This is a genomic window from Hyphomonadaceae bacterium ML37 (assembly GCA_027627685.1).
In the GTDB taxonomy this organism is placed as follows: Bacteria; Pseudomonadota; Alphaproteobacteria; order Caulobacterales; family Maricaulaceae; genus Oceanicaulis.
On record CP091241.1, the window covers coordinates 2,026,590 to 2,052,887 of the forward strand.

25 protein-coding genes are annotated in these 26,298 nt (G+C 69.0%); 10 read left to right on the forward strand and 15 right to left on the reverse strand.

The genetic code is table 11. The annotated features are described in order from the left end of the window. Positions 1-40: 40 nt before the first annotated feature. Positions 41-1,156 carry an A/G-specific adenine glycosylase gene (gene mutY, locus L2D01_10020; GenBank protein WBQ09231.1) on the reverse strand — a complete coding sequence of 372 codons (1,116 nt, stop codon included), beginning with the start codon at positions 1,154-1,156 and terminating at the stop codon, positions 41-43. 65 nt (positions 1,157-1,221) lie between these two features. On the opposite strand from mutY, the gene L2D01_10025 reads away from it, so the two are divergent. The 8 genes from L2D01_10025 to L2D01_10060 all read left to right on the forward strand — a co-directional run bounded on the left by L2D01_10025 (position 1,222) and on the right by L2D01_10060 (position 8,791). Then, entirely contained in the window at positions 1,222-1,812 is a 591-nt protein-coding gene (locus tag L2D01_10025) for a DUF721 domain-containing protein (protein WBQ09232.1), read from the forward strand. 8 nt (positions 1,813-1,820) lie between these two features. Further along, the gene (locus tag L2D01_10030; GenBank protein ID WBQ09233.1) at positions 1,821-2,603 is read left to right on the forward strand and encodes a DsbA family protein; all 783 of its coding nucleotides are present in this window, start codon (positions 1,821-1,823) and stop codon (positions 2,601-2,603) included. A 48-nt stretch (positions 2,604-2,651) separates the two neighbouring features. Beyond that, positions 2,652-6,089 (forward strand): chromosome segregation protein SMC, encoded by a 3,438-nt coding sequence (gene smc / locus L2D01_10035; protein ID WBQ09234.1) that lies wholly within the window; start codon positions 2,652-2,654, stop codon positions 6,087-6,089. Positions 6,090-6,210: 121 nt separating this feature from the next. Beyond that, positions 6,211-6,531, forward strand: a complete 321-nt coding sequence (locus tag L2D01_10040) for an AtpZ/AtpI family protein (protein WBQ09235.1) — start codon at positions 6,211-6,213, stop codon at positions 6,529-6,531. Positions 6,532-6,591: 60 nt separating this feature from the next. Then, on the forward strand, positions 6,592-7,371 hold the full coding sequence (locus L2D01_10045; GenBank protein WBQ09236.1) for a F0F1 ATP synthase subunit A: 780 nt from the start codon (positions 6,592-6,594) through the stop codon (positions 7,369-7,371). Between the two features lie 55 nt (positions 7,372-7,426). Beyond that, positions 7,427-7,654, forward strand: coding sequence for a F0F1 ATP synthase subunit C (locus tag L2D01_10050; protein ID WBQ09237.1), 228 nt, complete (start codon positions 7,427-7,429; stop codon positions 7,652-7,654). A gap of 102 nt (positions 7,655-7,756) precedes the next feature. Then, the gene (locus L2D01_10055) at positions 7,757-8,293 is read left to right on the forward strand and encodes an ATPase (GenBank protein WBQ09238.1); all 537 of its coding nucleotides are present in this window, start codon (positions 7,757-7,759) and stop codon (positions 8,291-8,293) included. Between the two features lie 3 nt (positions 8,294-8,296). Then, entirely contained in the window at positions 8,297-8,791 is a 495-nt protein-coding gene (locus L2D01_10060) for an ATP F0F1 synthase subunit B (GenBank protein ID WBQ09239.1), read from the forward strand. An 87-nt stretch (positions 8,792-8,878) separates the two neighbouring features. Here L2D01_10060 and L2D01_10065 read toward each other — a convergent pair whose 3' ends face one another. From L2D01_10065 to L2D01_10075, 3 genes are all read right to left on the reverse strand, one after another. Then, a complete protein-coding gene (locus L2D01_10065) occupies positions 8,879-10,108 on the reverse strand; it encodes a beta-lactamase family protein (GenBank protein WBQ09240.1) in 1,230 nt (409 codons plus the stop codon). 15 nt (positions 10,109-10,123) lie between these two features. Next, entirely contained in the window at positions 10,124-11,131 is a 1,008-nt protein-coding gene (locus L2D01_10070; GenBank protein ID WBQ09241.1) for an agmatine deiminase family protein, read from the reverse strand. 120 nt (positions 11,132-11,251) lie between these two features. Then, positions 11,252-14,518, reverse strand: coding sequence for a TonB-dependent receptor (locus L2D01_10075; protein WBQ09242.1), 3,267 nt, complete (start codon positions 14,516-14,518; stop codon positions 11,252-11,254). A gap of 367 nt (positions 14,519-14,885) precedes the next feature. Between L2D01_10075 and L2D01_10080 the strand changes: the two genes are divergently transcribed. After that, on the forward strand, positions 14,886-16,490 hold the full coding sequence (locus tag L2D01_10080; protein WBQ09243.1) for a glycosyltransferase family 39 protein: 1,605 nt from the start codon (positions 14,886-14,888) through the stop codon (positions 16,488-16,490). Positions 16,491-16,494: 4 nt separating this feature from the next. Here L2D01_10080 and L2D01_10085 read toward each other — a convergent pair whose 3' ends face one another. The 8 genes from L2D01_10085 to L2D01_10120 all read right to left on the reverse strand — a co-directional run bounded on the left by L2D01_10085 (position 16,495) and on the right by L2D01_10120 (position 24,204). Next, entirely contained in the window at positions 16,495-20,316 is a 3,822-nt protein-coding gene (locus L2D01_10085; GenBank protein WBQ09244.1) for a glycoside hydrolase/phage tail family protein, read from the reverse strand. Positions 20,317-20,341: 25 nt separating this feature from the next. Then, on the reverse strand, positions 20,342-20,758 hold the full coding sequence (locus L2D01_10090) for an NlpC/P60 family protein (protein WBQ09245.1): 417 nt from the start codon (positions 20,756-20,758) through the stop codon (positions 20,342-20,344). Then, positions 20,755-21,633, reverse strand: a complete 879-nt coding sequence (locus L2D01_10095; protein ID WBQ09246.1) for a DUF2163 domain-containing protein — start codon at positions 21,631-21,633, stop codon at positions 20,755-20,757. Before L2D01_10095 ends, L2D01_10090 begins: the two co-directional genes overlap by 4 nt. Positions 21,634-21,873: 240 nt before the next feature. Further along, positions 21,874-22,431 (reverse strand): SRPBCC domain-containing protein, encoded by a 558-nt coding sequence (locus L2D01_10100; GenBank protein ID WBQ09247.1) that lies wholly within the window; start codon positions 22,429-22,431, stop codon positions 21,874-21,876. 153 nt (positions 22,432-22,584) lie between these two features. Beyond that, positions 22,585-23,199 (reverse strand): DUF2460 domain-containing protein, encoded by a 615-nt coding sequence (locus L2D01_10105; protein WBQ09248.1) that lies wholly within the window; start codon positions 23,197-23,199, stop codon positions 22,585-22,587. After that, a complete protein-coding gene (locus L2D01_10110) occupies positions 23,196-23,726 on the reverse strand; it encodes a hypothetical protein (GenBank protein WBQ09249.1) in 531 nt (176 codons plus the stop codon). The genes L2D01_10105 and L2D01_10110 overlap by 4 nt, the downstream gene beginning before the upstream one ends. After that, the gene (locus tag L2D01_10115) at positions 23,723-23,920 is read right to left on the reverse strand and encodes a phage tail assembly chaperone (protein WBQ09250.1); all 198 of its coding nucleotides are present in this window, start codon (positions 23,918-23,920) and stop codon (positions 23,723-23,725) included. Before L2D01_10115 ends, L2D01_10110 begins: the two co-directional genes overlap by 4 nt. Next, positions 23,917-24,204, reverse strand: a complete 288-nt coding sequence (locus L2D01_10120; protein WBQ09251.1) for a GTA-gp10 family protein — start codon at positions 24,202-24,204, stop codon at positions 23,917-23,919. The genes L2D01_10115 and L2D01_10120 overlap by 4 nt, the downstream gene beginning before the upstream one ends. A gap of 106 nt (positions 24,205-24,310) precedes the next feature. Between L2D01_10120 and L2D01_10125 the strand changes: the two genes are divergently transcribed. Continuing rightward, on the forward strand, positions 24,311-24,499 hold the full coding sequence (locus L2D01_10125; GenBank protein ID WBQ09252.1) for a hypothetical protein: 189 nt from the start codon (positions 24,311-24,313) through the stop codon (positions 24,497-24,499). Positions 24,500-24,837: 338 nt separating this feature from the next. On the opposite strand, the gene L2D01_10130 is transcribed toward L2D01_10125, so the two are convergent. From L2D01_10130 to L2D01_10140, 3 genes are read right to left on the reverse strand one after another with little or no spacing between them, the layout of a single operon-like run. Beyond that, positions 24,838-25,254, reverse strand: a complete 417-nt coding sequence (locus L2D01_10130) for a phage major tail protein, TP901-1 family (protein WBQ09253.1) — start codon at positions 25,252-25,254, stop codon at positions 24,838-24,840. A 41-nt stretch (positions 25,255-25,295) separates the two neighbouring features. Beyond that, positions 25,296-25,697, reverse strand: a complete 402-nt coding sequence (locus L2D01_10135) for a DUF3168 domain-containing protein (GenBank protein ID WBQ09254.1) — start codon at positions 25,695-25,697, stop codon at positions 25,296-25,298. Then, positions 25,694-26,290: a phage head-tail connector protein gene (locus L2D01_10140; protein WBQ09255.1), complete on the reverse strand. Its 597-nt coding sequence runs from the start codon at positions 26,288-26,290 to the stop codon at positions 25,694-25,696. Before L2D01_10140 ends, L2D01_10135 begins: the two co-directional genes overlap by 4 nt. Between the last annotated feature and the right edge of the window lie 8 nt (positions 26,291-26,298).

The window sequence follows — 26,298 nt, forward strand, 5'->3', positions numbered from 1 at the left end:
TAATCAATTAAAGATTTTACGACAAAGGGCAGTCAATAACTTAGAGCGCCGCGCGCACCGCCTTCTTCATGACGCTCGGCAGGCCCGAGGCGGAGAGCGGCTCGGCGGGCGCCCAGCGCCCCTGCGCGTCCGGCCCGCGCCAGCTCACCGGCGCCTCAGCCGCATAGACATCCAGCTCCAGCGCGAAATGCGTGAATACGTGGGACACCGCCCCCGCCTTGCGCCAACCCAGCGGCGCCGGCGCCGCCGCCACGACTGACGGCAACGCGCTCACATCTTCCAGCCACCCACTGCCCGGCGCTTCCAGCATGCCGCCGAGCAAACCCTTGTCAGGGCGGGGGCGGACATAGAGCTCGCGCCGCCCCGCCGGGCCGCGCAAAATCACGAACACCAGCCCGTGGCGCACCGGCCGGGCTTTCTTCGCCGCCTTGACCGGATAACGCTCCATCTCGCCCGCTGCCCGCGCCGCGCAGGCCCCGGCCCAGGGACAGGCATGGCAGGCGGGCCCTCGCGGCGTGCACACGGTGGCGCCCAGATCCATGATCGCCTGGGCGTAATCGCCAGGACGATCCGGATCGGCGAGGCGGGCGGCGTGATCGCGGATCACGCCCTTGGCGCCGGGCAGCGGCGCGTCGATCGCGAACAGGCGCGTGATCACCCGCTCCACATTGCCGTCCACGACGCTGGCGGGCAGATCGAACGCGGCGGCGCGGATGGCGTTGGCGGTGTACTCGCCAATTCCCGGCAGGGCGCGAAGCGCCTCAAGATCGCTGGGGAAGACACCGCCCAGCTCGTTTGAAACCATTTGCGCGCAGGCGTGCAGATTGCGCGCGCGGGCGTAGTATCCAAGCCCCGCCCACTGCGCCATCACATCCTCGCGCGGCGCGTTGGCCAGATCATGAACGGTTGGCCACAGCGCGAGGAAGCGCGTCCAGTAGGGCGTGGCGTGGGGCACTGTGGTTTGCTGCAGCATGATCTCCGACAGCCAGACGGCGTAGGGATCGGCAGTGACGCCCCGCGCCCGGTCTTCCGGCCGCACTCGCCAGGGCAGGGTCCGGCCCTCGCGGTCATACCAGTCCAGCAGCGCCGCGCGCAGGGCGGGCGCATCGTCGCGTGACAGGGTGGAAGAGGAGGCGGAAGCGGGCTTGGAGCTCATGTCACAGGCGGTTTTGTGGCGGCGCCCGCTTGCCAGAGCGGCCTGCGGGGGCGATCCTCGCCAGCATGAAACGCCCGACCCATCCGTCAAGCGGCAGACGCCGCCCGGTCGCATCCGATGCGGACGCCAGCGCGCAGGCCTGGGTATGGGCCCAGCGCCATCGCGGACGGCCGGCTATCGCCCCGCCCCCGGCGGCGGCGGCGGCGCTGGCGCGGGTGCTGAAACCCCTGGCGGTGCATCACGGGCCGGGCGTCGCCGAACTGGCCGAGCACTGGGCGGAGATTGTCGGCGCGCCGCTGGCCGCCCATTCCAGACCGGAGAAAATGCAGGGCGGCGCGGGCGGGCTGACCCTGGTGGTGCGCGCGCGCGGGCCCGCCGCCGCGCTGGTGGAGGCGCAGTCGGCGCGCATTCTCGAACGCGTCGCGCGCTATGCGGGCCGCGCGCCCAAGCGCCTGCGCATTGTGCAGGGGTCGCTGGGCGGCTCAGTCTCCACCCCGCCGGCGCGAAAAGCCGCGACTGCGGCGCCGCCCGGTCTGGACACGCCGGGCCAAAGTCTTGATACGATCATGGCCGAGTTTCAGCGCGCGGTGGAGGAACATGAGGGCGTCAAACTTGGCCCCGCCCCGACGCCGCGCCCGCAGAGAGAGACCGAATGATGATGTCCATGTCACGCCTGATCGGCACGGCGGCGCTGGCCGCCGGCCTGGTGCTCACCGGATGCGGGGGCGCGACCCCGGACGGACGCTCGCAGTATGAGCGCGAGGGCGATTTCGCCAAGGGCAACCCCAACGCCCCACTCACCATCATCGAATACGCCTCTACCGCTTGCCCGGCCTGCGCCTACTATCATGCGAATGGCAAGCCCACGATGGACCGGTATGTGGAAAGCGGCCAGGTGCGCTACGTGTTCCGCGAAATGATCACGGGCCTGCCCGCGCTGGCCACCCCGGGCTTCATGCTGGCGCGCTGCGCGCCGGAAGAGCGCTATTTCGACGTGCTCGATCTTCTGTTCGCCCAGCAACAGGCGCTGGGCGCCGCGCTGCAACAGGGTCAGGGCCGCGCCCAGGCGCAGTTCCGCACCATCGCGCGCACCGCAGGCCTCAGCGACGCCGAGTTCCAGGCCTGCATGACCAATAACGACATCTACCAGCAAGTGCTCGACGCCAACGAGCAGGCCGGGCGCGACGGTATTCGCGGCACGCCCAGCTTCATCATCAACGGCGTCACGCTGGAAACGGTGGAGCATCCCGATGGAACGCTGGATGCAAGCCGGCGTCCGGCTCTGGCCTTTGGCGTCAATGGCCGCGCCATCAGCGATGATCAGGGCGTGATCACCCATGATTATGACGCTGACACGATGGAGCGAATCATCGCGTACTTCTTGGCTCGCGAAGGTGTGACCGCTGAACCGGCTGCGCCCGAAGCGTCGGATGGTGACGCCGGATAGACCTTTGGGCCCTGCACAGGGCGGGCGGCGGCGTGAACGGAGGGTGTGGTGAAGTTCACCCAACTGCGCCTTGCCGGCTTCAAGTCGTTTGTCGACGCGACGGAGCTGCGCATTGATCCCGGCCTGACCGGAATCATCGGGCCCAACGGGTGCGGCAAGTCCAACCTGCTTGAAGCGCTGCGCTGGGTGATGGGCGCGACCTCGGCCAAGTCGCTGCGCGGCGGCGGCATGGAGGACGTGATCTTCTCCGGCACCGATAACCGCGCCTCACGCGACCGGGCCGAAGTCACCCTCACCATCGACAACTCAGACCGGCGCGCGCCCGCCCGCTTCAACGATGCGGAAATCCTGGAAGTCGTGCGCCGCATCACGCGCGGCAAGGGATCGGATTATGAGGTCAATGGCGAGGAGGTGCGCGCCAAGGACGTGCAGCTCCTGTTCGCTGATGCGGGCACGGGCGCCAACTCGCCTGCCCTGGTGCGTCAGGGGCAGATCAGCGAGCTGATCAGCGCCAAGCCGGAAAACCGCCGCCGGGTCCTGGAAGAAGCCGCCGGCGTGGCGGGTCTGCGCGCGCGCCGGCGCGAATCCCAGCTGCGCCTCACCGCCGCCGAGGCCAATCTCGCCCGGCTGCAGGAAATCGTGGACGATCTGGCGGCCCGCCACGCCAGCCTGCAACGCCAGGCGCGTCAGGCCGGGCGCTATCGCGAGCTGTCCCAGACCATCCGCCAGTATGAAAGCCTGCTTTGGCTGCGCCGGTGGAGCGAGGCGCGCGACGCCGTAGCTGTGGCCGAAACCGCCCTTGAGGCCGCCCGCGCCGAGGCCGACACCGCCCTGCGCGCCGCCGCCGCCGCCACATCGAAAGCGGAAGACGCCGCCGCGCGCGTCCAGCCTTTACGCGAGGGCGAGGCCGAAGCCGCTGCGGCGCTACGCCTGGCCGAACGCACCCGCGATCAGCTGGACCGCGATATCGACGCGGCCAGAGACGCCATCACGCGGCTCGAAACGCGCCTCACCGAGCTGCAGGCCGCCGAGGCCCGCGAAGCGGAACTCCACGAAGAGGCGCGCGCCGCGCTGGCCCGCCTGAAAGGTCAGATGAACGGGCTGCGCGAACAGGCCCGCGCCGACGCCCCTGCCCAGTCGCGCGCCGAAGCCGCGCTCGCCGACGCGGATACGACACGCCAGAAGGCCGAAGCCGATCTGGACGCCGCCGGCGCCGCCTGCGCCGATTTCCGCGCCCGCCTGCAGGGCGCGCGGCGCGACGCCGAACAGGCCCGCCAGCGCGCTGACCGGCTGGAGCGCGAAACGGAGGCCGCCCGCACCGCGCTGGAGCGCGCCGGGGCGCAGGACGGCCCTGATCTGAGCGCTTTGGAAGCGGATGTCGGCGAGCGGGCCGCGGCATTGGAAGCCGCCCGCGACGCCCTCGCCACAGCTGAATCCGCCCTCACTGATCTGCGCGACCGCGCAGGCGAAGCGAGGGACGCAGCCCGCGATGCGCGCGGCGACATGATCGCCCTGGAGCGTGAACAGGCGAGCCTGGAGCGCCTGCTGGCGCCCGGCGAAACCGGCGACCGGGCGTTGGACGATGTCACAGCGGACGCAGGTTATGAGCAGGCGCTGGCCGCCGCCCTGGGCGAAGATCTGGAAGCCGGCCTGAGCCCCGAAGCCGCGCGCCGCTGGACAGAGGGTGGCGTGAAAGCCGCCGCCCTGCCCGCTGGCGCCAAGCCCTTGAGCGACTATGTGCGCGCGCCCGCCGCTCTCTCCATCAGGCTGGCCGCCATCGGCGTTGTGGACGACGCCGATCTCGACCGCCTGACGGCAGACCTGAAACCCGGTCAGCGCCTCGTCACCGCCAGCGGCGCCCTGCGGCGCTGGGATGGTTATGCGGCCGATGCCGGCGCGCCGGGCGCAGCGGCCGTGCGCCTGGAAACCTTGAACCAGCTGGCTGCGCTCGGGCCTCAGCTCGACGCCGCCCGCGCCCATGCCGAGACTCTGGAAGCCTCAGCCGAAGGGGCGCGCGAATCTCTCAGCGACTCCGAACGCGCCGCCGCCCGCACCCGCGAAACCGCCATTGAAGCCGAACGCGCGCTTCGTGCTGGTGAGCAGTCCCTGTCTGCAGCCCGCGCCGACGCCGCCCGCGCCGAGGCGCGCCGGGCCGGACTGGTCGACGCTCTCAAGGCGGCCGAAGACCGCCTCGCGGCCGCGCGCGCCGATGCCGAAACCGCCGCTGCCGCCGTCACGGCGGCTGAAGCCGAAGATGACGGGATGACGGCGCTCGACAGCGCGCGCACCCGCGCCGAGCGCGCCCGCGGCGCCGCCGCCGACGCCCGCGCGGCGCTGGAGACGATCAAGCGGGACGCGCAAGGACGCCGCCACCGCCTGGCCTCGCTGGAGCGCGAAACCGCCGACTGGGAACGGCGCGAGGCCGATGCCGGCGCCCGGCGCGCGGCGCTGACCGCACAACTGACCGGGACCACCGGCGAACTGGACGCCGCCCGCGCCCGCCCTGATGCGCTGGAAGCCCAGCGCCCGGCCCTGCTGGACGCGCTGGCAAAGGCTGAACAGGCCGCCCGCACCGCCCGCGACGCGGTGGCCGAAGCCGAAAGCGCCCAGCGCGAAGCCGATTCGCACCTGCGTCAGGCCGAAGGCGCCGCCGCCACGGCGCGTGAAGCGCGCGCCGGCGCCGAGGCGCGCCTGGCCGGCGCACGTGAACGGCTGGCGGAGACGGCGGCGCGCCTGACCGACGCCACCGGCGAAACGCCCGAGACCCTGGCGCCCGGCGCCGCCGACAGCGAGTTCAGCGCCCTGTCCAGTCAGGAGCTGGAGCGCCGCCTGGATGAGGCCCGCCTGACCCGCGAGCGGCTGGGCGCCGTCAATCTTCGCGCTGACACTGAAGCCCAGGAACTGGAAGCCGAGCGGGCGCGCCTGGCGCACGAGCATGACGAGCTGATGGAAGCGGTGGCCCGCCTGCGCAAGGCCGTCGATACGCTGTCACGCGAAGGCCGGGCGCGGCTTCTTGACGCATTCGAGGTGGTCGACCGCCATTTCCAGACCCTGTTCTCCGCCCTGTTCGGCGGCGGGCGCGCCGAGCTCGCCCTGACCGAGAATGACGATCCGCTGGAAGCGGGTCTGGAAATCTATGCCTGCCCGCCGGGCAAGAAGATGGAGACCATGAGCCTGATGAGCGGCGGGGAACAGGCGCTGACCGCTACCGCACTGATTTTCGCGGTGTTTCTGGCCAATCCGGCGCCGGTCTGCGTGCTCGACGAGGTGGATGCGCCCCTCGATGACGCCAATGTGGACCGCTTCTGCTCCATGCTGGAGGAGATGCGCTCCATGACCGATACGCGTTTCCTGGTCATCACCCACAACCCCGTGACCATGAGCCGGATGGACCGTCTGTTCGGCGTCACCATGGGCGAGCGCGGCGTCTCGCAGCTGGTCTCGGTGAACCTGCGGGCGGCCGAAGCGATGCTGGCTGCCGAATAGGCGAGAAAACTGTTTTATTTCAATGATTAAGAGCGCCGTTGACCTTGCTTGACAGGGTGGGGGACCGCTTATAGGGTGCGCGCGCCTGACAGGGAGGTCCCTGCCGGGCAAACGGTCACTTATGTCCCGCCAAGACGACCCGAATCCGCACCATGCCGATCGCGACGACTTTGAGCGCAGGCTTGACGCCAAGCTTGAGGAACGGCGCGCCCGGGAGGCGAAACAGCAGGCATCCGGCTGGAGCCAGGGTCTGCGTTACGGATCGGAATTTCTCGGCGGGGTGATCACCGGCACAGTGCTCGGCTTTGCGGTCGACTGGCTGGCGGGATGGTCGCCCTGGGGATTGATGGCCGGAGTGATACTGGGTTTCGCGGCGGGCACGCTGAATATGGTGCGCGCCGTCAATGAGATGAACCGCAACAGCAACGCCAGCGGCGACTGACCGGTTTGAATGACAGCCAAGGGGACGCGCCGCGCGCGTTCGTGACACAAGGGGCGGGGCGTGGCCGACGCGACTAACCCGATCAAACAGTTCGAGATCAACCCGATCGCCGATCTGACGATTGGCGGGCTGAATCTGTCCTTCACCAATTCCAGCTATTTCATGGTGGCGTCGGTGGTGCTGGTGTCGGGGCTGTTGTCGCTGGCCATGTCCAAGCGCGCCCTGGTGCCGGGCCGGTCCCAGTCAGTCGCCGAGATGCTCTATGAGTTCGTGGCCGGCATGATCCGCTCCACGGCGGGCGATGACGGGCTGAAATTCTTCCCCTTCGTGTTCACCCTGTTCGCCTTCATCCTGATGGGCAACATGCTGGGCATGATGCCCTACTTCCCGGCGCCGGGCTTTTACGGCTTCACCTTCACCAGCCACATCATCGTCACCTTCGCGCTGGCCATGCTGGTCATGCTGGTCGTGGTGGGCTATGGCGTGATGAAGAACGGTCTGAAATTCTTCAAGATTTTCTTCCCGTCCGGCGTGCCGCCGGTTCTCTACATCCTGGTGTTCCCCATCGAGGTCATCTCCTTCCTGTCCCGTCCGGTGACCCTCGGGGTTCGTCTGTTCGCCAACATGCTGGCCGGCCACATCCTTCTGAAGGTGTTCGCCGGCTTCATCGTCATGCTGGGCTCGGTGGGAGCGCTGGGCGTTCTCGGCGCCGTGGCCCCGCTGGTCATGGTCGTTGCGCTGACCGCGCTGGAATTCCTGGTGGCGTTCCTCCAGGCCTACGTGTTCGCCGTTCTGACCTGTATCTATCTGTCCGACGCGCTCCACCCTGGTCATCACTAGGGGCGCCCGGAGCCTTTTCCTTCATCCGCACCGAACATCTACGAGGAGTAACATCATGGAAGCGGAAGCAGCTAAATACATTGGCGCTGGCCTGGCCACCTTCGGCATGCTCGGCGCCGCCCTGGGCGTGGGCAATATCTTCTCCAGCTTCCTTCAGGGCGCCCTGCGCAATCCCGGCGCCGCCGCGAGCCAGTTCGGCACCCTGATCTTCGGTTTCGCCGTGACCGAAGCGCTGGGCATCTTCTCGCTGCTGATCGCCCTGCTGCTGCTGTTTGTGGTCTAGGCCACAGCGTGACACGACGGTGCATGGCCGGGCGCGCGAACTCCATCGCGCGTCAGGCCCATCGTCACTACCCTGCTTGCCTCGGTTAGAGGAGAGACGCCCGTGACGGCGCCGCAAACCATCGATACCGCGCCGATAGACGCGGAAGCGGCCTTCCCGCCGTTCGATCCGACTTATTTTGCATCCCAGCTGTTCTGGCTGGCGATCAGCTTCGCCGTTCTCTATTTCCTGCTGTCGCGCTTCGTCCTGCCGCGCATCGGCGGAGCGATCGAGGAGCGGCGTGATCGTATCGCCGATGATCTGGACGCCGCTGCGTCCATGCGCGATCAGGCCAACGAGACCGTGCGCGCCTACGAAAAATCACTGGCCGACGCCCGCGCCCGCGCCCAGAGCGTGGCCGCTGGCGCCAAGGCCGAAGCCGACGCGGAGATCGCTGAAGCCGTCCGTGAGGCGGACGCCCGCCTGGACGCCCAGCAGACTGAGTCCGAAGCGCGCATCCGCGAAGCCCGCGACGCGGCGCTTAAAGAGGTGCGCTCCATCGCCGCCGGCGCCGCCGCCGCGATCACCGAACGCCTCGCCGGACTGGACGTGACCGACAGCGACGCCGAAAAGGCCGTCGACGCCGTGCGCAAGGGCTAAGCCATGACCTATCTGCTCAACGACACCACGTTCTGGGCCTTTGTCGGCCTCATCGGCTTCTTCGTCATCCTATTCTTCGCAGGCGTCCACAAGACGGTGGGCAAGCTGCTGGATGACCGCGCGGAGAAGATCCGCGGCGAGCTGGACGAGGCGCGCCGCCTGCGCGAGGAAGCCCAGGAATTGCTGGCCTCCTATGAGCGCAAGCACGCCGAAGCCGCTGAGGAAGCCGAGCAGATCATCAAAAAGGCGCGCGCCGAGGCCGAATATCTGCGCGAGCAGGCCCAGGCCGAGATCGCCGAGCGCATCGAACGCCGCACCGCCATGGCCGAGCAGCGCATCGCCCAGGCTCAGGCCCAGGCCGCCAAGGATGTGCGCGGCCTCGCCGCTGACCTGGCAGTGGACGCGGCCCGCACCCTGCTCACCGAGGGTCTGACCAAGCCCCAGCGCACCAAGCTGGTGAAAACCGGCATTGCGGATGTGAAAGACCGGCTGAACTAGGCCGGTCACCGCGCCACGAACGCCAAAACCCGCCAGGGACATCCTGGCGGGTTTTTTCATGGCGCCACTGCTGCGGCCTTCAGCGTATCAGTTGCGGATTTCGTCGATCCATTCGCCCGGCCCGTCGCCGGTGCGCAGATCCATCACCGTCGGCCACAGCCGCCAGGGCGCGCGGCCATCGGAGTTCCACAGACCGATGAAGGCGAAGCCGGTCTCCGGCTCCATCACGATCTGGGCGCCGTAGCCCGACAGATAGCCCGCATGGGCGATCAGGCGGCGATCACCCCAGTGATAGATGCGCCAGCCCATGCCGTAATGGGTTTCGCTGACCCGCTCGCGCACGCCGCCGAGGCCCCGTGTCTCGCGCAGGGTTTCGGTATAGGGGGTGAACACGCGGGCCTTGACCGCATCGGGCAGTCCGCCCTCGGCCTCAGGCCGCAAATGCGCCTGCACCCAGGCGATCAGGTGATTGAGACTGACTGTCACCGACGCGGCGCTGGGCATGACGTCATAGTTCGACTGCGGACTGCCGGGGGCGTCCGCGGTGCGCGCCCAGCCGCGATGGGGGGCCGCCCAGCTCACTGAATTGAGCAGGCTTTCCACGCCCACGCCCGCGCCATCCATCCCGTAGGGATCGAAAACATAGCGGCGCAGCGCCGCCGCATAAGTCAGCCCCGTCGTCTCCTCGACCAGGTGCTCCAGCGCCGAGAACGCAACGTTCTGATAGGTGTAGCAACTGCCCATCTGGCAAACGAGATTCACGTCCGCCAGCTGCGAGCGCGCATAGGCGGCGTCACGCCCGTCATTGATCAGTGTGTCATAGGCGTTGCGCGGCAGACCGGTGCGATGGGTCAGGATTTCCAGCCAGGTGGGCTGGCGCGGCGCGCGCAGGCGCAGGGCCCGGGTCGGAACGGCGCGGTTGAGATCAAGCTGGCCCTCATGCTCCAGCAATGCCAACAGCACGCCGGTAAAGCCCTTGCTCAGCGATGCGGCGCGAAACTGCGTGTCTGCGGTGACCATCTCGCCCGACCCGGCCGAGGTCTCGCCCGCTGTGTAGATCAGCACCGGCTCGCCATGCTCCAGCACCGCGATGGCCATGCCCACCGAGCGCTCGAACCCGGCCGCCTGCTCCAGGCGGGCCATCAGCGGCTCAAAGTAGTCCAGCGCCGGCAGGTCGATTTCCGGGGCAGCAGCCGCCGCCGCTTCAGCAGCTTCCGCCTCGCCCGGCAAGGCCGCGCCGGCATCGCCCTCAGGCGGCGGCGTCTCGTCGGAGAGGCCGAGCGAGGCGCTCAGCGCCAGAAGCAGGATGGGGTTCATCAAAGGGATTTCCCGTTACAGCGGCTCGTTACACGTCACGCAGTGGAAAGATCCTCCCCCCGTCAAGATAGCACTGGACGCACTGGCGACAACTATACGATCCGCACACGCGCCCTGGAGCGCCTTCAACGCGGCGTCGGCGTGTTCATTATAGGCCGGCATGACCAGATGCTTCGGGCCGGCGACCCAGTTCATGTGCGACGCCGCGGCAGGACCGCCCTCAGCGTGCTCGACAAAGCCGGGCGAGGGAATGCGCACGACCTGCAGCGCCTTGCCCGACGCATCCCGCGCGCTGGCCAACTGGCGGGCGATGGCGTCCAGGATTGCGGCATTGGGATCGTCCGGGCCTGACGGCGCCTGACAGGCCACCACGCCGGGGCTCAGAAAGCGCGCGATATTGTCCACATGGCCGTCGGTATGGTCGCCAATGAGACCTTCATCAATCCAGATCACATTGGTCACGCCGAACAGGCGGGCGAACTCGGCCTCCACCTGCGCCTCGGTCCAGCCGGGATTGCGGTTTGAATTGAGCACGCACTGGCGCGTGGTGATCACACTGCCCGCACCGTCAAACTCCAGCGCCCCGCCTTCGCAGACCAGCTGGCTCGAACGTTCCGCAGCGCCCGTCTGACGCGCGATGTCCGCGCCGATGGTTGTGTCGCCGGGCAGATCGTACTTGCCGCCCCAGCCGTTGAAAACCATGCGCACAGCCTGCAGTCCGCCCGTCCATTTTACGAAGACCGGTCCCGTGTCGCGCGCCCAGACATCGCCATAGGTGGCCTCGATGACGCGCGCGCGCGGCAGGCGGGTCCGTGCGTCAGCGGCGGCGGCGGGCGTGGCGGCGTAGATGATGATGTCTGGCGCGGTCCCGTCAGCGCCGGGCGCAGCGGCCAGGCCCAGGAAGGCCGCGAACTCGGCGCGCGCCGGATCGAGATCCTCTTCCCACAATTCCTCCGCCGCGGGCCAAAGGGTGTGGATGGCGCGCTGGGGTTCGAACTCGTGCGGGACGCGCAGGGCGGTCATGGGCGGGACTCCGGGCTGATGGCTCGGATCAACGCCTATCATGGCAAGGGTAAAAGAAAAGGGGCGGCTCTTGCGAGCCGCCCCCGATAGTCAGTCGCCAATCGGCGGTTACAGGTTCGATTAGAACTCGTAACGGATGCCGACGCGGGCAAACCAGGCCGAACCCGGGTTGGACCGGAAGCCGGTCACCGCAGCGTTGTTAAGGAAGGCGTTATAGCGATACACGCAGTCAGTGGCCACGACGCAGGCCGTGCGCGGCTGATCACCCGTAAGGGCCGGGGCCGCATTGACACCAAGAGCCGTCACGTCGGCGGCGCGGACCAGGTCGCCCCGCACGATCGGACGCTGGCCAAAGCGCGGCGCGTTCACACGGGTGCCCCAGCTGTCGTTCAGCAGGTTCAGGAAGTTCTCCACGTCGAGAACCAGCTTGAACCGGTTGTCGCCCAGGAAGCGGTCAACGCCCGGAATGCCCGGCAGGTCCTGCTGGATACGCAGGTCCCAGCGCTGCTGCCACGGACCATTGTCCGAGTTGACATCGTGGATCTGACCACGGGTCAGGCCACGCGCGTCAACAAAGTCGTTGAACGCCGACTGGTTGAACCCGGCGCCGTACACGACGCGGGCATCGCCGGCGGTCGGGATGTAGAGCGGCGCGTTGTCAAACTGGCTTTCGCCATTGCCCGGACGGCCGAACAGCGCGTTGTCGAAGTTCGTGTCGAAGGTATAGGTGAAGGGCGCTCCCGAGTTGACCTGACCGAACAGGTCCACACGGGTGGTGAGGTCCTGGATGAAGTCACGCTCGAATGAGACGCCGAGTTTGAACGCATGCTCGATCTGATAGATCGAGGTGCGCGGGCTCGGGAAGTTCATGTCGGAGTCAACCTGACCGCGGAAGGACGAGATGCCGCGCGAGGACGAGCCCTCGGTGATCATCTGGATGTCCTGGTTGGCGTAGGAGACGAAGAAGCCGAGACCGTTCTCGAACTCATTGGCCAGCGAGACCGTGAAGGTCGTGCTTTCATCGCCCGACGCATTGGTCAGGATGGTGCGGTTCGACACGCCAAGGGCGTTCAGGTCCGCATAGATCGTACGGCCATCCGGAGCCACGCCGGTCTGGGCGAAGGGCTGCTGGTTGGTCTGGGCCGCTTCACGCCACAGGAAGCTCACGTCACTGCGGCTGTGGATGACCTGAGCGGTCGCCACATAGTTCCGGCCGAAGTCAAAGCCGCCAAACACCAGGTCGAACTCCTGCTCGACGCGCAGGGAGTATTTCCAGTCCGCCGGGATTTCGAAGTTCGGGTCGATGGCGTCGATGGCCAGCGGCGTGCCGTTGGCGACCTGATCCAGCAGGGGCTGCGGGATGTTACGCCCGGTCACGCCGGTGAAGTTGCCCGCCGCGAACACGGCCGGAACCTGGAAGGCGTTCGAGGTCCACACACCCGGATCGCCGCCGGCGAACAGGCCGAAGCCGCCCGAGACCGTCGTGCGGTCGGCAGCGTCCCAACGGAAGCTGACGCGCGGCATGATGATGTCGAGGCCGTCCGTGGTGGTGGTGTTGTCGAAGCCCACCGCCGGCTCGAAGGTCGGATCGAAGGTCGGCTGATCATCGGTGGAGATGCGCTCATAGCGCAGGCCGCCGGTGAATTCGAGCGTCGGCATGGCCTGCCAGCGCGCCTGGCCGAACAGGGACTGGCGGGTGTAGCCCCACTCCGCGGCGCCTTCACGCGCCACGTTGGACGGCACGTTGCGGTACTCGATGCTGGCGTTCTGGTCGAGGATGTCCTGACCGGCATTGGCGCCCTGGAAGATGAATCTGCCGCGCGAACGCTCGACAAACAGGTTGTACAGGTCGAGGGTCTCGTACTCGCCGCCCACCGAGAAGATGAAGTCGTTCCAGGTGTAGTCGGCCTTGCCGAACAGCTGGAGACGCTGGTCTTCATACTCGTTGGCGTGGCGGAAACGGTCGCAGCCGCCGGTGATCGTCGCGTTGGAGGTCAGCAGGCCCGCGAGCGGGGTGCCGGCCACGTTGGTCGGGGTCAGGCGGAATTCCAGCGTGCCGACATCGGACGGCGCGCGGCAGTTCTGGCCACGAATATAGTCGATGAAGCTGGCGCGCAGTTCGGTCGACAGGTTCGGGGTCCAGTCAGAGAACAGCTGGGCGGTGTAGTTTTCCAGCAGGGTCGGCGTGTCATACCAGGCCGACACCATGTTGTTCGCGCCGATATTGCTGACGCCGGCGTCTTCTGTGCGCTGATAGTTCGCCTGGAGACGGTGATTGTCGGTGATGTTGACGTCGATGCGCGCAAACCAGCGCTCGGTCTCTTCCGGCACGGCGGTCTGCTGGGGACGGCCCAGCATGTCGATGCCGTACGTATCCTGAACCATCTGGTTCAGAGCAGCGTACAGCGCCGGATCGCGGCCGCCGGCGGCGTCCGAGGCCGAGAAGTCAGACTGGCTGGCGGTCTCGAAACGGTCATAGGACAGCGAGAAGAACACCCGGTCGCGCAGGATCGGGCCGCGGAACGAAATCCCGTATTCCTTTTCTTCGAACTCGCCAGGGTTGAAGTTGCCTTCACCACCGAACGTGGTCGAACCCACGAAGTCCTGGTCACGGTAGTAGTAGAAACCGGCGCCATCAAACTCGTTCGTACCACCGCGCGTGGTCACGTTGACCAGGCCGCCGGTGAAGCCCGACGAAGTGACCGAATAGTCAGAGGCCACCAGTGACACCGACTCGATGATGTCGATGTTGATCGGCGAGCGCGAGGTCGCGAATGTGTTGTCGCCCAGGCCGAAATTGTCCTGCTGGCGCGCGCCGTCGATGGTCACGCCGTTGAAGCGCGGATTGACGCCCGCGACCGACAGATTGTTCGGGCCGCCGGAGATGGTGAGCGGGTCACGGTTCAGGGTGGAAATGACGTCACGCGAAAGAGAGGGCTGGTTGGCCACGTCGCGCGCGGTGAAGTTCGAGCCCACGCCCGCGTTCAGGTCCACGCGGCTGATGGCCTGGCCGGTCACGGTCACGACGTCGGCGGTGGCCGGCGCAAGGGTGATGCGGATCGGCGCCTGGGCGCCCGGCGCCAGGGTCAGGCCTTCGACAGCCTCGCCGTCAAAGCCCGGCGCGCTGACCAGCACGTTGTACGGACCGCCGACGCGCAGGCCGGACTGAACGAACTGGCCCGAGCCGCCGGTGGTGGCGACGTTCGCCGAACCGGTGGGCGTGTGAACGATGGTGACGCGCGCGCCGACGACCGGCTGGCCGTTCACGTCCACAACAGAGCCGCGCAGCTCCGAGGAGGTCTGCTGGGCATGCACGGCCGCCATCGGCGCCATCGCCGCAAGCGCGACAGCCGAGGCTCCGAGAGAGAGCTTCTTCAGAATCGCCATTTTTTAGTTCCCCTAATCGACCAAGGTGCCGGCGCCGACACTACGCCGACGCTTCACGGGGGGCTCTAAGGGGTGGCGCTGACGGATCAACGACAAATATGTGAAGCTTTTGTTGCAAGGCCCGGAGAGCGTTAATAAGTGCACGGAGCAAACCGGGCGGTTGGAGAGGCGCTATCCTGTTTTGACAAAAGGAGAATCTATTGCTGCGCTGCAGCACGATACCGCCTCGGGGCCTGTTGGTATCGTCTGATTGCGTCCGCAGCCACCGCCTCACAAAGCGTCGAGGCGTGGCTTTTTGACAACGCCCGTCCCGGCAGTGGAGCCGGAGCGCTTTGACAAGCCGCGCACCGGTCCGCAAAAAGCGCTCATGAGCATGCCAACAACAGAGCGATCCGGCCCGACCTCCGCCCAGCGCCCGTCCGGGCTGACGGCGGATGGCCCCATACTGTGGGCCGCCGGAGCGGTGGCGCTCTTGCTGGCGGTCCGCACCGCTGCGCTGTTCGTCAATCCCGGCAGCCTCTACGCCGACGAGACGCAATACTGGCTGTGGTCGCGCGAGCTGGACTGGGGCTATTACTCCAAGCCGCCCATGATCGCCTGGCTGATCGCGCTGAGCACCGCCATGTTCGGCGATTCGGACTGGGCCGTGCGACTGTTCGCCCCGCTCCTGCACACTATCACCGCCTGCCTGCTCGGCCTGACGGCGGCGCGCCTGTACGGCCCGCGCGCCGGGGCCATGACGGCGGTGATGTGGGCGGTGATGCCGGCCGTCTGGTTATCGTCGGGGATCATGTCCACTGACGCCGCCCTGATGGCCGGCCTGTCGGGCGCGCTCTATGCCATGATCCGCCTGCGCGAGGGAGGCGGCTGGCCCTTCGCGGTCATGCTGGGCCTGTCGCTCGCCTTTGCTTTCCTGGCCAAATACGCCGCGTTTTACTTTTTCGCCGGGACCGCTCTGGCGGTGCTGGTCGACGCGCCTGTGCGCCGGGCGCTGATGAGCTGGCGCGGCGTACTGGCGCTGGCGGTGTTCGCTGTCCCGGCAGGCGGCAATCTGGCCTGGAATGCGGCGAATGATTTCGCCACATTGAGCCACACCGCCGACAACGCCAACTGGGGCGCGGACATGTTCAACCCCGGCGAGGCGGCGGCCTTCCTGGCCGATCAGCTCGCCGTGTTCGGCCCGATCATGGTCATCGCCCTGGTCGCCGCCATCATCGCCCCAATTGTTGCGGCTGTGCGCCCCTGGACCCCGGACTGGACCGCAGCGCGCACCGAGCTGATGCTGGCCGCCTTCGCCGCACCGCCGCTGCTGATCGTGGCGTTTCAGGCTTTCCTCAGCCGCGCCCACGCCAACTGGGCCGCCGCAGCCTATGCCGCCGGGACGATCCTCGCGGTGGCCTTCCTCTTGCGCGGACCGCGCTGGCGGCGCTGGGCGCTGTACGCCTCGATCATCCTGCATGTCGGCGCCGGCGCCGGAATGATGGTGCTGACCGCATCACCGCGCCTGGCCGATGCGGCGGGCGCCGAAAGCGCTTTCCACCGCGTGCGCGAATGGCCCGCCACCGCCGACGCCCTGACTGGCGCCGCAGGCGAAACCGGCGCGGCCGCTTTGGTGTTCGACAATCGCAATGATTTCCACCAGATGCAGCGCTATGGCGAGGCGATACCCGCCCCGCTCTTCATGTGGCGGCGCTATGACGGCGCGCATAATTACGCCGACACGGTCTGGCCCTTGCCGCCGGGCTTTGAGGGCGAGGTTCTGGTGGTCTCCCAGCGCCCGTTCGAGGCGCCGCTGATCGCGGAGGATTTCGCGCGCTTCGAGCCGGCGGGCGAAATCGTGATCGCACTCGGCCCCACCCGGACGCGCCGCTATCAGCTCTTTCTGGCCGAGGGCTACGCCCCCGTGCCGCGCGACGCCGCCTTTGAGGCCCGCGCCCGGGCGCTGGTGGAGGCGTCGCGCGCGCAGCGTTGACGCTTTATGCCAACGCAGCCTCGCGCGCCCGTCCCGGACCGTAAACCGCTGATACCTGTGCGACGCGCAGGCGCGCGCCGTCCGGCCCGCCCGGCAGCGCCGCGTTCAGCGCGCCTGCGTCCAGCGTAAGCGAAGGCTGCACCGTCTCGCCCTGCCAGACCTCGTCCCCGCCCGCATTGAGCAGCGCCACGGCGTAGCGCTCACTTTCCTCGCCCAGCGGGATCTCCGCGCTCCAGGCGTCGGCGTCGATGCGCCCGCGCCGCACCCAGCGCGCCTCCAGCGCGCCAGCTCTCACTTGCGCGCGCAGATGCACCGGCGACAGCGGCCGCAGATCGGCGCCGCGATACACAATCTCCACCGTCCGCGCCGCCGGATCGGTCAGCGCCGCGCCCGGCGGTAAGGCGACCACCAGCAAAGGCGCGCCGCGCTCCTCGGCGCTCACCGGGATCACTTCTCCGGCGCCGTCCAGCACCACCACCCGCGCGCCTTCGCCCGCCCCTGTAACCGGCGAGCCGCCCAGCCCGCGCAGCAAGCCTGTCAGACGCCATGTGTCCGGTCCGGTCAGTTCGGCCTGTTCGAAACTCAACACCTCCCAGCCCTCATCCCCCTCCACCGCCAGCCGGTTGGCGCCCGACAGGAGCGCGGCGCGCGTGACGTTGGACAGGGCGCCGTCGTTCAGGCGCAGCCCCACGGCGTTGCCGCGGTCAATCCGGCCTTCAAACCCGTCGCCCAGCGGCGCGGTGAGAACGCCGGTGAACCCCGGCGCCGTGATGCGCGCCCGCTCGGTGGCGCTTTCGAGATTCGCCCCGGCATAGACAATGAGTTCGCCCGGCCAGGGATCGGCCCAGCCGGCCGCCCACAGCCCGCCGCGCGCAGCTTCGCCCGGCGCCAGCGGCAGGTCCAGCACGCGCAGAAGCGGCCGCGACGCCGGCGCCCCGCCCTCGCCCGCCCGGGGCTGCGGTCCCGCGATCAGCGCCGGTCCCGCACTGGCGCCGGTCAGCTCTGCGCGCCGGGCGCTGAGCCCGTCCGTCACCGCCACGCGCCAGACACGCCCGTCAGGGCCGGCGTCGAGCACCACATGATCGCCCGGCTCCAGCGCGCACAACGAGGGCGGCAGCACGACGCGCGCGCTCTCGCCCTCCAGCCGCGCCCGGCTCAGCAAGGCCTGCGCCCAGTCCGCCGCCAGCGCCCGGTCAGCCAGCGCCGGCAGGCGCACATCAATCAGGCCCTCACGCACGGAATCCAGACCCAGCGCATGCACCGTGGCTGGACGATAGTCGCCATCATCGGAAAACAGGGTCAGGCGCGCGCCGGCTGGCCGGGCCTCCTCCGGCGCGCGGGTGAAGGTCAGGCGGTCGCCCTGAACCGGGTCAACCAGCCGGGCCGCCTCCAGCGCTAGCGGAGCGCCAGCGGCACGGACTGGCAAACACGCCGGGCCGTCCGCCCGGTCGGCGATAACAAAGCCGAACACCGCGCCGAGTGAGTCCAGCACATCGCGCGCCCGCGCCGGCCGATCAATCACAAACCCCGCCAGCACGCCGTCGATGCGGCAGGCGTCAATCTCATCCAGCCCCGCACGCGCGGCCACATCGCGCACGATCTCAGCCAGCGGCGACTGTCCGGCCCGCCCAGTCAGCCAGTGGCCGGTGCGCCAGTTCGGCCCGTCGCTCCAGACATCCTCGCGGGCGGGAAATTCGGGAAAGGGCCGCGCATCCCAGGTCCACACATGGCTCAGGCCCAGGTCCAGCATCGGCCCGCCATAGACCGGCGAGACCGGATTGACGCCCGGCGCCTCCCAGTACCCATAGAGCGCCTCGATATAGCGCCGCTGGATCAGATCATCGCGCGCGCCGTTGGAGAAGTAGGGCGCGAAGCTCTCCGAGCTTTTGGGGTCGAGGAAGACATTGGGCTGGTTGGCGCCCTTGTCCACGGCGGGACAGCCGAGCTCCACCAGCCGCACCGGCTTCATCGCCGGGATCCAGTCCGTGGGCGTTTCGCTGCGCACGCCGTCCAGCCGGTCGTGATGGGCATTGGCCCACCAGCTGCGCACATCCTTGTAGCGCCAGACCCAGGGCTCGCCATGTTCGCCGTCGGTGATGGGGGTGCGCGCCTGCGCGTCCCGGTCGGCGGCGCTGGCGTAGAACCAGTCATACCCCTCCCCGCCCTCCACGTTGGCGGCGAGGTAATCGCGGTCATAGATCGACGGCGCGCCCGCCAGCGCATCGGCATGGCCCGCCCCGTCGCGCCAGTCAGCCAGCGGCGCATACCAGTCAATGCCGACATAATCGATATTGGCGTCCACCCAGAGCGGGTCGAGGTGGAACAGCCGGTCGCCGCCGCCCGGCGCATGGCCGAAATACTCCGACCAGTCAGCGGCGTAGGACAGCTTCACATCCGGCCCGAGCAGGGCGCGCGCCTGCCCGGCCAGATGCTTGAGATGCGTCACGAACGGATAGGTATTCGCGCCCGAGCGCATCTGACTCAGCGCGCGCATCTCCGACCCGATGATCAGGCTCTCCACCCCGCCCGCCGCCTTGGCCAGCGCGCCATGGTGCAGGATGAAGCGCGAGAAGGACCATTCGTCCGGCCCGGAATAGCTCACCTGCCCAGCGCTGACGCTGAAATGGCTCGCCAGCGCAGAGCCGTAAAAGGCGCTCACCTGATCGGCAGCGGAGAAGGTCTGGTCCGGCGAACCCTGCTCACCCGGCGCCGGGTGGCAGGTGATGCGCCCGCGCCAGGGATAGGCGCCCTGCTCCGCCCCGCCCCAGGGGTCCGGCAGGCCATTGCCGGGCGGCACGTCCATCAGGATGAAGGGATAGAGCGTGACCTGGTATCCACGGGCTTTGAGCGCCTCAATCGCCATAATCACCGTCTCGTCGCTGGGCGCGCCGCCATAGGCCGGGCCATCGCCCGAGCCGCTGATCAGATGCGCCGTGGCCCGGGTCTCCCCCGCCGCCGACCAGACCAGCGGGCGCGTGGTCTTGCCGCGCGTCTCCACGCCGGGGCGGATCTGGCATGCGCCGCAGCGCAGATCGGTCCCCATCCAGGCCGTCACCAGCGCCACGCTGGCGCAGTTGGGCAAAGCCCGCGCCAGATCATCCAGCGCCGCCTCCAGATCGCTGCCTGCACGCGCCGTATGCCGGTTCTCAGGTCTGTCTGCGCCCTCGCCGATCTCGCGCACGACGCTGCGGTCCGCATAGGCGAACTCGCCCGACGCCGGGATCAGGCACACGCCGCGCACCTGATCCTCCAGCGACGGCGCCTCGCCCGCGCCCGGCGCCGCAGCGAACACTTCAAAAGACAGATTGGGGATGCGCTCGCCATAAGGCGTCAGGTCGAGATCTTCGAACACCACATAGGCGAGCCCGCGATAGGCCGGCGCCGCGCCCTCAATGGCGGCGATCACCGGATCGGGCGCCTGATCCTCGCCGCCCGTATAGACGCGCATCACCGCGCCTGCGCGCTCGAACGGCTCGCCATTGGCCCAGATGCGCCCGACCCCGCCAATGGGGCCGTCCGCCAGCCCCACCGCGAAGCTTAAAGAGTAGCGGTACTCGGTCGTCCTCGGCCCGCCCTTGCCGCCAACAGACTTGCGGGTCTGGGATGTCTCGCGGAAGCGCGCCGCCCAGATGATCTGCCCCGTCACGCGCATGCGGCCATAGATGATGGGAAGTCCGGCGCCTTCGGTACTGGTCTGCACCGCCAGCTCGCTCAGGCGCGGGCCTTCGCGATCACGCGCGAACAGGCCGGTGATGGCGCGCTGCGCCAGCCCGCCCATAAACGCCGTCGCCAGGCGCGCCGCGCCCTGCACCACCAGCTCGCCCATCAGCGGCTCTCCTTGGATTGGCGTGTCAGATTTCAGGAAAAGCGAACGCGCCCGCGATCCGGCGGCGCCACCACGGGACCAGCGCGCTCTCGCACACCGCCCGGCCCTGCATGGCGTGGATCATGTGAGACGGCCCCGACAGTATCGCGCAATGGCGCACCGGCGCGTCCGGCGCATAGCGGAACACCAGCACATCGCCGGGCGCCGCCGCCTCCACCGGAACCAGCCAGCGCCGGGCCGCGTCGAGCAGCATCTCGCCCCCGCCGCGCGCGGCCCAGTCGAGGCCATAGGGCGGGGCTTGCTCCGGCTCTGCGCCATACAGCGCGCGCCACACCCCGCGAATGAGGCCCAGGCAGTCACACCCGGCCCCGGGCAGGCTGGCCTGATGGCGGTAGGGCGTGCCGATCCAGCGCCGCGCCTCGTCCAGGACGAGCGCCCTCACCTCTTGCCCCCGTCGCGCACCCGCTCAGACCCCGCTGCGCGCAGGATCAGATCATTGCCCGGCATGTGTGGGCAGCCGCGAAAATTCAGCCCATTGGCGAATTTATCCGTACACGTTGCAAACGCCTTGTCGCACCCGGCGGTGACCGTGAAAGCATCTCCGGCCGCCACCGGCGCCGCCGGGGCAGGGTCCAGCGTCAGCACCGCCCCGTCCGGCCCGGCGCGATGATCGGTGACCCGCTGGCGCGCGCCGGCATTGGCGCCGGTGGTCCAGTCGATCACGCCATGGCTGAACCAGGCGCTGGCGAAGACATCGAGACCGCCCGCCGTGATCACGCCCGGCGCCAGCACGAGGCCCGCCACGCCTGAAGCCCGCCAGCCCGGCGCCTCCAGATCCACGCCGCAGCGCCCGTCGCCAAGCTCCGCGCCACACGCGCGCGCAAATACCCGCCCGATTATCCGGTCAAGCCGCGCGCTGAGCCCCGTCAACTCGGCTTCAAACCCGGCAACCCCGCGCTTCACCGCGCCCAGCTCGCCGGTATAGGCGCGAAACGCGAGCGCCGGATCGCTCCAGTCCACCCGCCACACCTCGACCCGCGCGCTGTCCCACACCCCGTTATCCAGATCGCCGGCGCTGATCACATCCGAGGTCAGAACACCAAACACCGCGCCGCGCCCCGGCCCGTCGCCCGCGCGCGTCTCGCCCGCCTCAAACCCGCCGCCGGGCTCGCAGGTGACGCCCGCCACAGTGAGCGGCCGGTCATGATCGGTGAACCCGGACACAGCGCCATCGCGCCGCGTGACAATCCAGCACCAGGCCAAAGTGGTCACCCCCGCCTCCAGCGTCTGCCGGAGCGGGTCAGGTATGGGGATCATGGTGAGGGTCCTTTTGGGGGCGTAGGATGGGCCACACCCCTCACCCCACCCTCTCCCCTCAATGAGGGGAGAGGAGGCTTGAACGGGGCGTTTCAGCTGGAAAAGCCATCGCCTGGCCCGTCCGCAAAAATACGTGTCGTCTAAGCCTCCTCTCCCCCATTTATGGGGGAGAGGGTGGGGTGAGGGGGTAGCCGAAGGCGGCTACTCAAAAATCACAAAACGCCGCCACGAAGCGAATCCCTAATCCCACGCCGCACACCGCTCTTGCGGCGCCAGATGGCACCCCGCCTCCACATAGGGGGTCAGGCGCGCGCCGATGAAATGGCGCCAGACATCGGAGACAATGCCCGCCACCGCGGGGTCCACCTCGCCGGACAGGGCGATGTCCACATGGAACACGGTCGCCGCACCGTCATCGGCCTCTTCCAGCCGCCAGCTGACCAGCTTGGTCACGGCCCGTCCTGACAGGCCGAACGGGCCATCAAGACGCAAGGTTTCAGGCGCGTTCACATAAATCACGGTCGCATGCAGCGCGCCGTCGTCGGCGTCATCGGTGAAGCGCTCATAGAAGCGCCCGCCGAACACCGGCTCGATCACCAGCTCGGCCGGATCGGGCGTAAACCGGTGATCCCACCAGGGCGACACATCGCCGGTCGCCGCCGCGAACACCTCGTCGCGCGGGGCGTTGATCTCAAACGACAGGCTGTGGCGGAAGCCCTGCGGCGTAAACGTTTCCGGGCCTGAGGGCGCCTCAGCCGGTTCGGCGATGGAGAGCATGAGGGCGAGCATTATCGACATGGGCAGCCTCCCTTTTGGCCGCCAGTCAACGCCGAGGGAGCGGGCCTGTCCAGTGTTGAGTTGGGGGTGGGCGTGGGAGGCGCGAAACAGCGCACCGCGAATTCCTTTTCCTCCCCCGCAGGCGGGGGAGGAAAGTGGTACAGCACCCTCCCCTCACACCCGCACTTCCACCAGCGGGACACTCGGCGCGGCGCCCGCGAACCCTTCCGCCGCGATGTCGAGACGGTCTGTGTCAAAGCGCGCAGGGCAATCGAAGCGGAAGCCGGCGGTGACCGCAGCACCGGGGGCGGGCGGGGTGTCGAACACGACCGCGCCGCCGCTCACACTGAAAGGCGCCGCCTCCCCGTCCACCGCCGCCAGGACGCTACCCGCCACCGGCAGGGCGATGGGCCGCAGCCAGCCGGTCTCGCCATTGCCATAGCGCTTCACGAGATCAAACGCCGTGCGCGCTCCGTCCCCCTCGCCCAGAAGCTGATCCAGCGCGGACGGAGCCCCCGACGGCAGGCAGGACAGATGGTCCAGCGGATCCGTAAAGCGGAACGCATGCAGGCGCCCGCGCCTCGCTTCGAAAAACGCGATCAGCACCGCCAGATCATCGCGGGTGCGCACGCCGGGCGCCGCGTCCCAGCGCCGCCTGGAATGTGCCCAGGGGCTGTTGCGTTCTTCCGCGCCGCTGGCCAGCGTCACGATCTCGGTGCGCCGCTCCGGCCCGCCGCGGGCATAAAGCCCGATGGACAGGGGAAAGCCCACGTCATGAAACCCGCTCACAATCCGCTCCTCCCCGCCAGTACGGCGCGCGCCACACTGGCGGCGATCTGACGCTCCGACCGGCGCACGGCGTTGGCCATGTCACCGCCGGGCGCGGCCTGGATGATGATCTGGATGGGCGGCGCGGAGGCCGGCTCGATCCGGCCGGAGGCCGTGGGCGTGAACACTTCCGGCCCCCGCTCGCCCACCAGATAGGGCGCCCCCGCCAGCACCGGACCGCCCTCGGCGCGCTGGCCAATCACATGGTCGAACATGCGCCCCAGCCCTGAGGCCAGCCCCTCCATCTGCGGCGCCACGATTTCGCGCACGGCGAGGCGCGCCAGATCGCGCAATATCGCCTCGCTCATGCGCGAAAACGACACTTCGCCGGCCCGCGCTGCGGATTCGAGGCTGGAGGAGATGGCGCGCCCCGCCGTCTCGAACGCCTCGCTCACGCGCTGCGCCGCCGCCTCGCCGGCCTCGCCGGTCTCGTGCAGCGCCGCCGCCGTTTCGGCCGCCTCGGCGCGCTGGTCGGCCAGAGATGTCATCGCTCTCTCCTGTCATCGGGATAAGCCGCCAGCAGGCGATCCAGCTCGGCCCGGCTCATGGCCGTGTCAGCCGATGGCGCGGCGGCCTCGGCAAGGGCGCGCCATTCGGCCAGGGTCAGCGCCCAGAACTCAGGCGGTGACAGCCCGAAGCGCAGCACCGCCAGCTGCAGCCAGGCGCGCCAGCGCGGTGTCATGTCAGATTCGCCAGAAAACACGCCGCAACCGCGTCCGCCGCCGCCCGGGGCGAAGCGCGCGCCGCCAGCGCTTTGGGCGCCTGCGCCCCGCCCGCACGCAGCAGCGCCGCCAGCACGCCCATCAACTCGCCTGCGGTCAGTTTCGCCAAGCGCGCGCCCACCGCCTCCAGCCCGTCCGCGCCCAGCAGCGCCTCGATCTCGGCCAGCGCCGCCAGGGTGAAGGCCAGGCGCGCGGACGCGCCTTCCACCACCAGCACCGCCTCGCCCCGTTGGGGATTGGTCATGGGAGGTCCTTTCGAGGAGGCGCAGGATGATGGGACCAAAACCCCTCGCGCCCCGCGCCGGACGCGCTAGACTGCGCGTCCGGCAGCAGGATGAAGGGAGGCTCCGATGCTCCGCTTATGTCTGTGTCTGGCGTGCGCCGGCGTGCTGGCCGGGTGCGAGAGCCTGGGCCGCGATCTGTATGACACCCGCGCCGAGCGCGAATGCGAAACCCTGCCCAATGTGGATGACCGCCGCGCCTGCGAGGCCGAGCGTGTCGACCGCGCCTGGCGGCGCGACCGGCCAGAGCGCAGCTGAGCGCCTCAGGTCGGGTGGGGGCGCCGCCGACAGGCGGCTTCTCAAAACCTGAACCGCCCCCACCCGGCCCGGCGCTGCACCCGGCCCACCGTCGCATCAATGGAGATGCGCCCCCATCTCGCCGTCCTTCCTTGCTGAGCCATTTTCGCAAGCGTCGCAACCTGTCAAGGACGGCCCTGCGGGCCGCCGCCGTGCGGCGAACGGGCAAAGCCCGGTCGTCCTTGACAGGCTGCGACCGCCTTGCGTGATCCTCCAGCATGGAGCGACGGGGAGGATTAACCCCGGGGGCCCTTGAGGCAGGCGCCGGCGAACCTCGGGCATCTCCGACCTGTTCCCCCTCACACCGGGGTAAAGCTCACCTCGCCCGCCGAAGCCAGCGACAGCGCATAGGCCGCCTCGCCGTCATGGCGCCCGGAATATTCCAGCGCGGTGACCAGAAACGGCCCCTCCAGCGTCCCGAAGCCGGGGATGATGAGCCGCCAGGCGCGCCGCGCCTGGGCAAAGAACACAACGCGCACCGTCTCGTCGGCGGCGCTGTCGACGAACACGCCCGCGCCGCTGACCGACGCCGAGCGCACGCCCGCCCCGTCCAGCAGCTCGCGCCACCGCCCGGGGCTCTCGCCGTGGGTGGCGTCGATGGCGCGCGCATTGAGCGAGATCGCCCGCGCCCGCAAACCCGCGACAGACGCGAACGCCTCCGGCGCGCCGCCATCGCCGATCTGCAACAAAATATCCCGGCCAGCCTGAGCCGCCATGATGTGTCTCCTTGGTTATGGGAAGGACGGACGAGGTCCCCTCACCCCTCCAGCAGCGCCCTCACGCGCACCAGCGCCTGGGTCGTGCGGCTATCGGCGGCGGCGAACTGGTCGGTATAGACCACCTGGCACAGCACGCAGCGCCAGGGCGGGGTCAGCTCCAGGCTTGCGTTGTGCAGCGAGGCGCGCACCGCCGACACGGCCTTGCGCAGGCGGTCGCGATCATCGCGCATGGCGTACAGCCGCAAGGTCAGCCGGTGATCGATCAGGGCCGCGCCGGCGCCGTCCGCGGGCTCGCTGACGCCCCGGCCCAGGGTCAGAAACGGATAGGCCGCGCCGCCCGGCGCCAGCGCATAGACCCGGCTGCCGAGCACCGCGCTCAGGTCCGCATCGCCGGCCAGGCGCGCCAGAACGGCGTCGGCGAAGGCCGCTTCAGCGCTCATAGTCTGACGCTCCTGTAGGGGCGGACGAGATGGGCGACGCCATCGGGCAGCTCCCCCTCGCCGCGCGCCGCCTCCGGGGCATGGCGCCCGCCATAGGCGTGGGCGGCCAGGCGCAGCACCGCCTCGCGCAGGGGCGCGGGCACGTCTTCCGGCGCCAGCCCGTAACCGGCGGTGAAATCGATCACGATCCCCGCCGCCCGCCGCCCCGGCCGGGGCAGGTCAAATGGCGCCGCCGGGATGATGCGGCCGGGATCGCTGCGCGTATCGACCTGGTATTCGTCCGGGCTCCAGACGCCCGGAATCCCCTGCGCATCGAACACCCGCACCGCCTCCACGCTGATCAGCGGCGGGGCGGGCAGGCGCACCGCGCCCGAGCGCCAGTCGGTGCGTGCGCGCGGCCAGTCATCCAGCGTCTCGCGAAGCGCGCGGGTAATCAGGGCACGGCCGGTCAACGCCTCGACGCGCTCGCGCGCCGCCGCAATGAGGCTGGCGATCAGCACATCCTCGTCCCCATGACCCACACGCAGCCAGCCGCGCGCATCGCTCACGCTGACCGGCTCGGCGCCCGGCGGCGCCAACTCCAATAGCGCCATGGCGCATC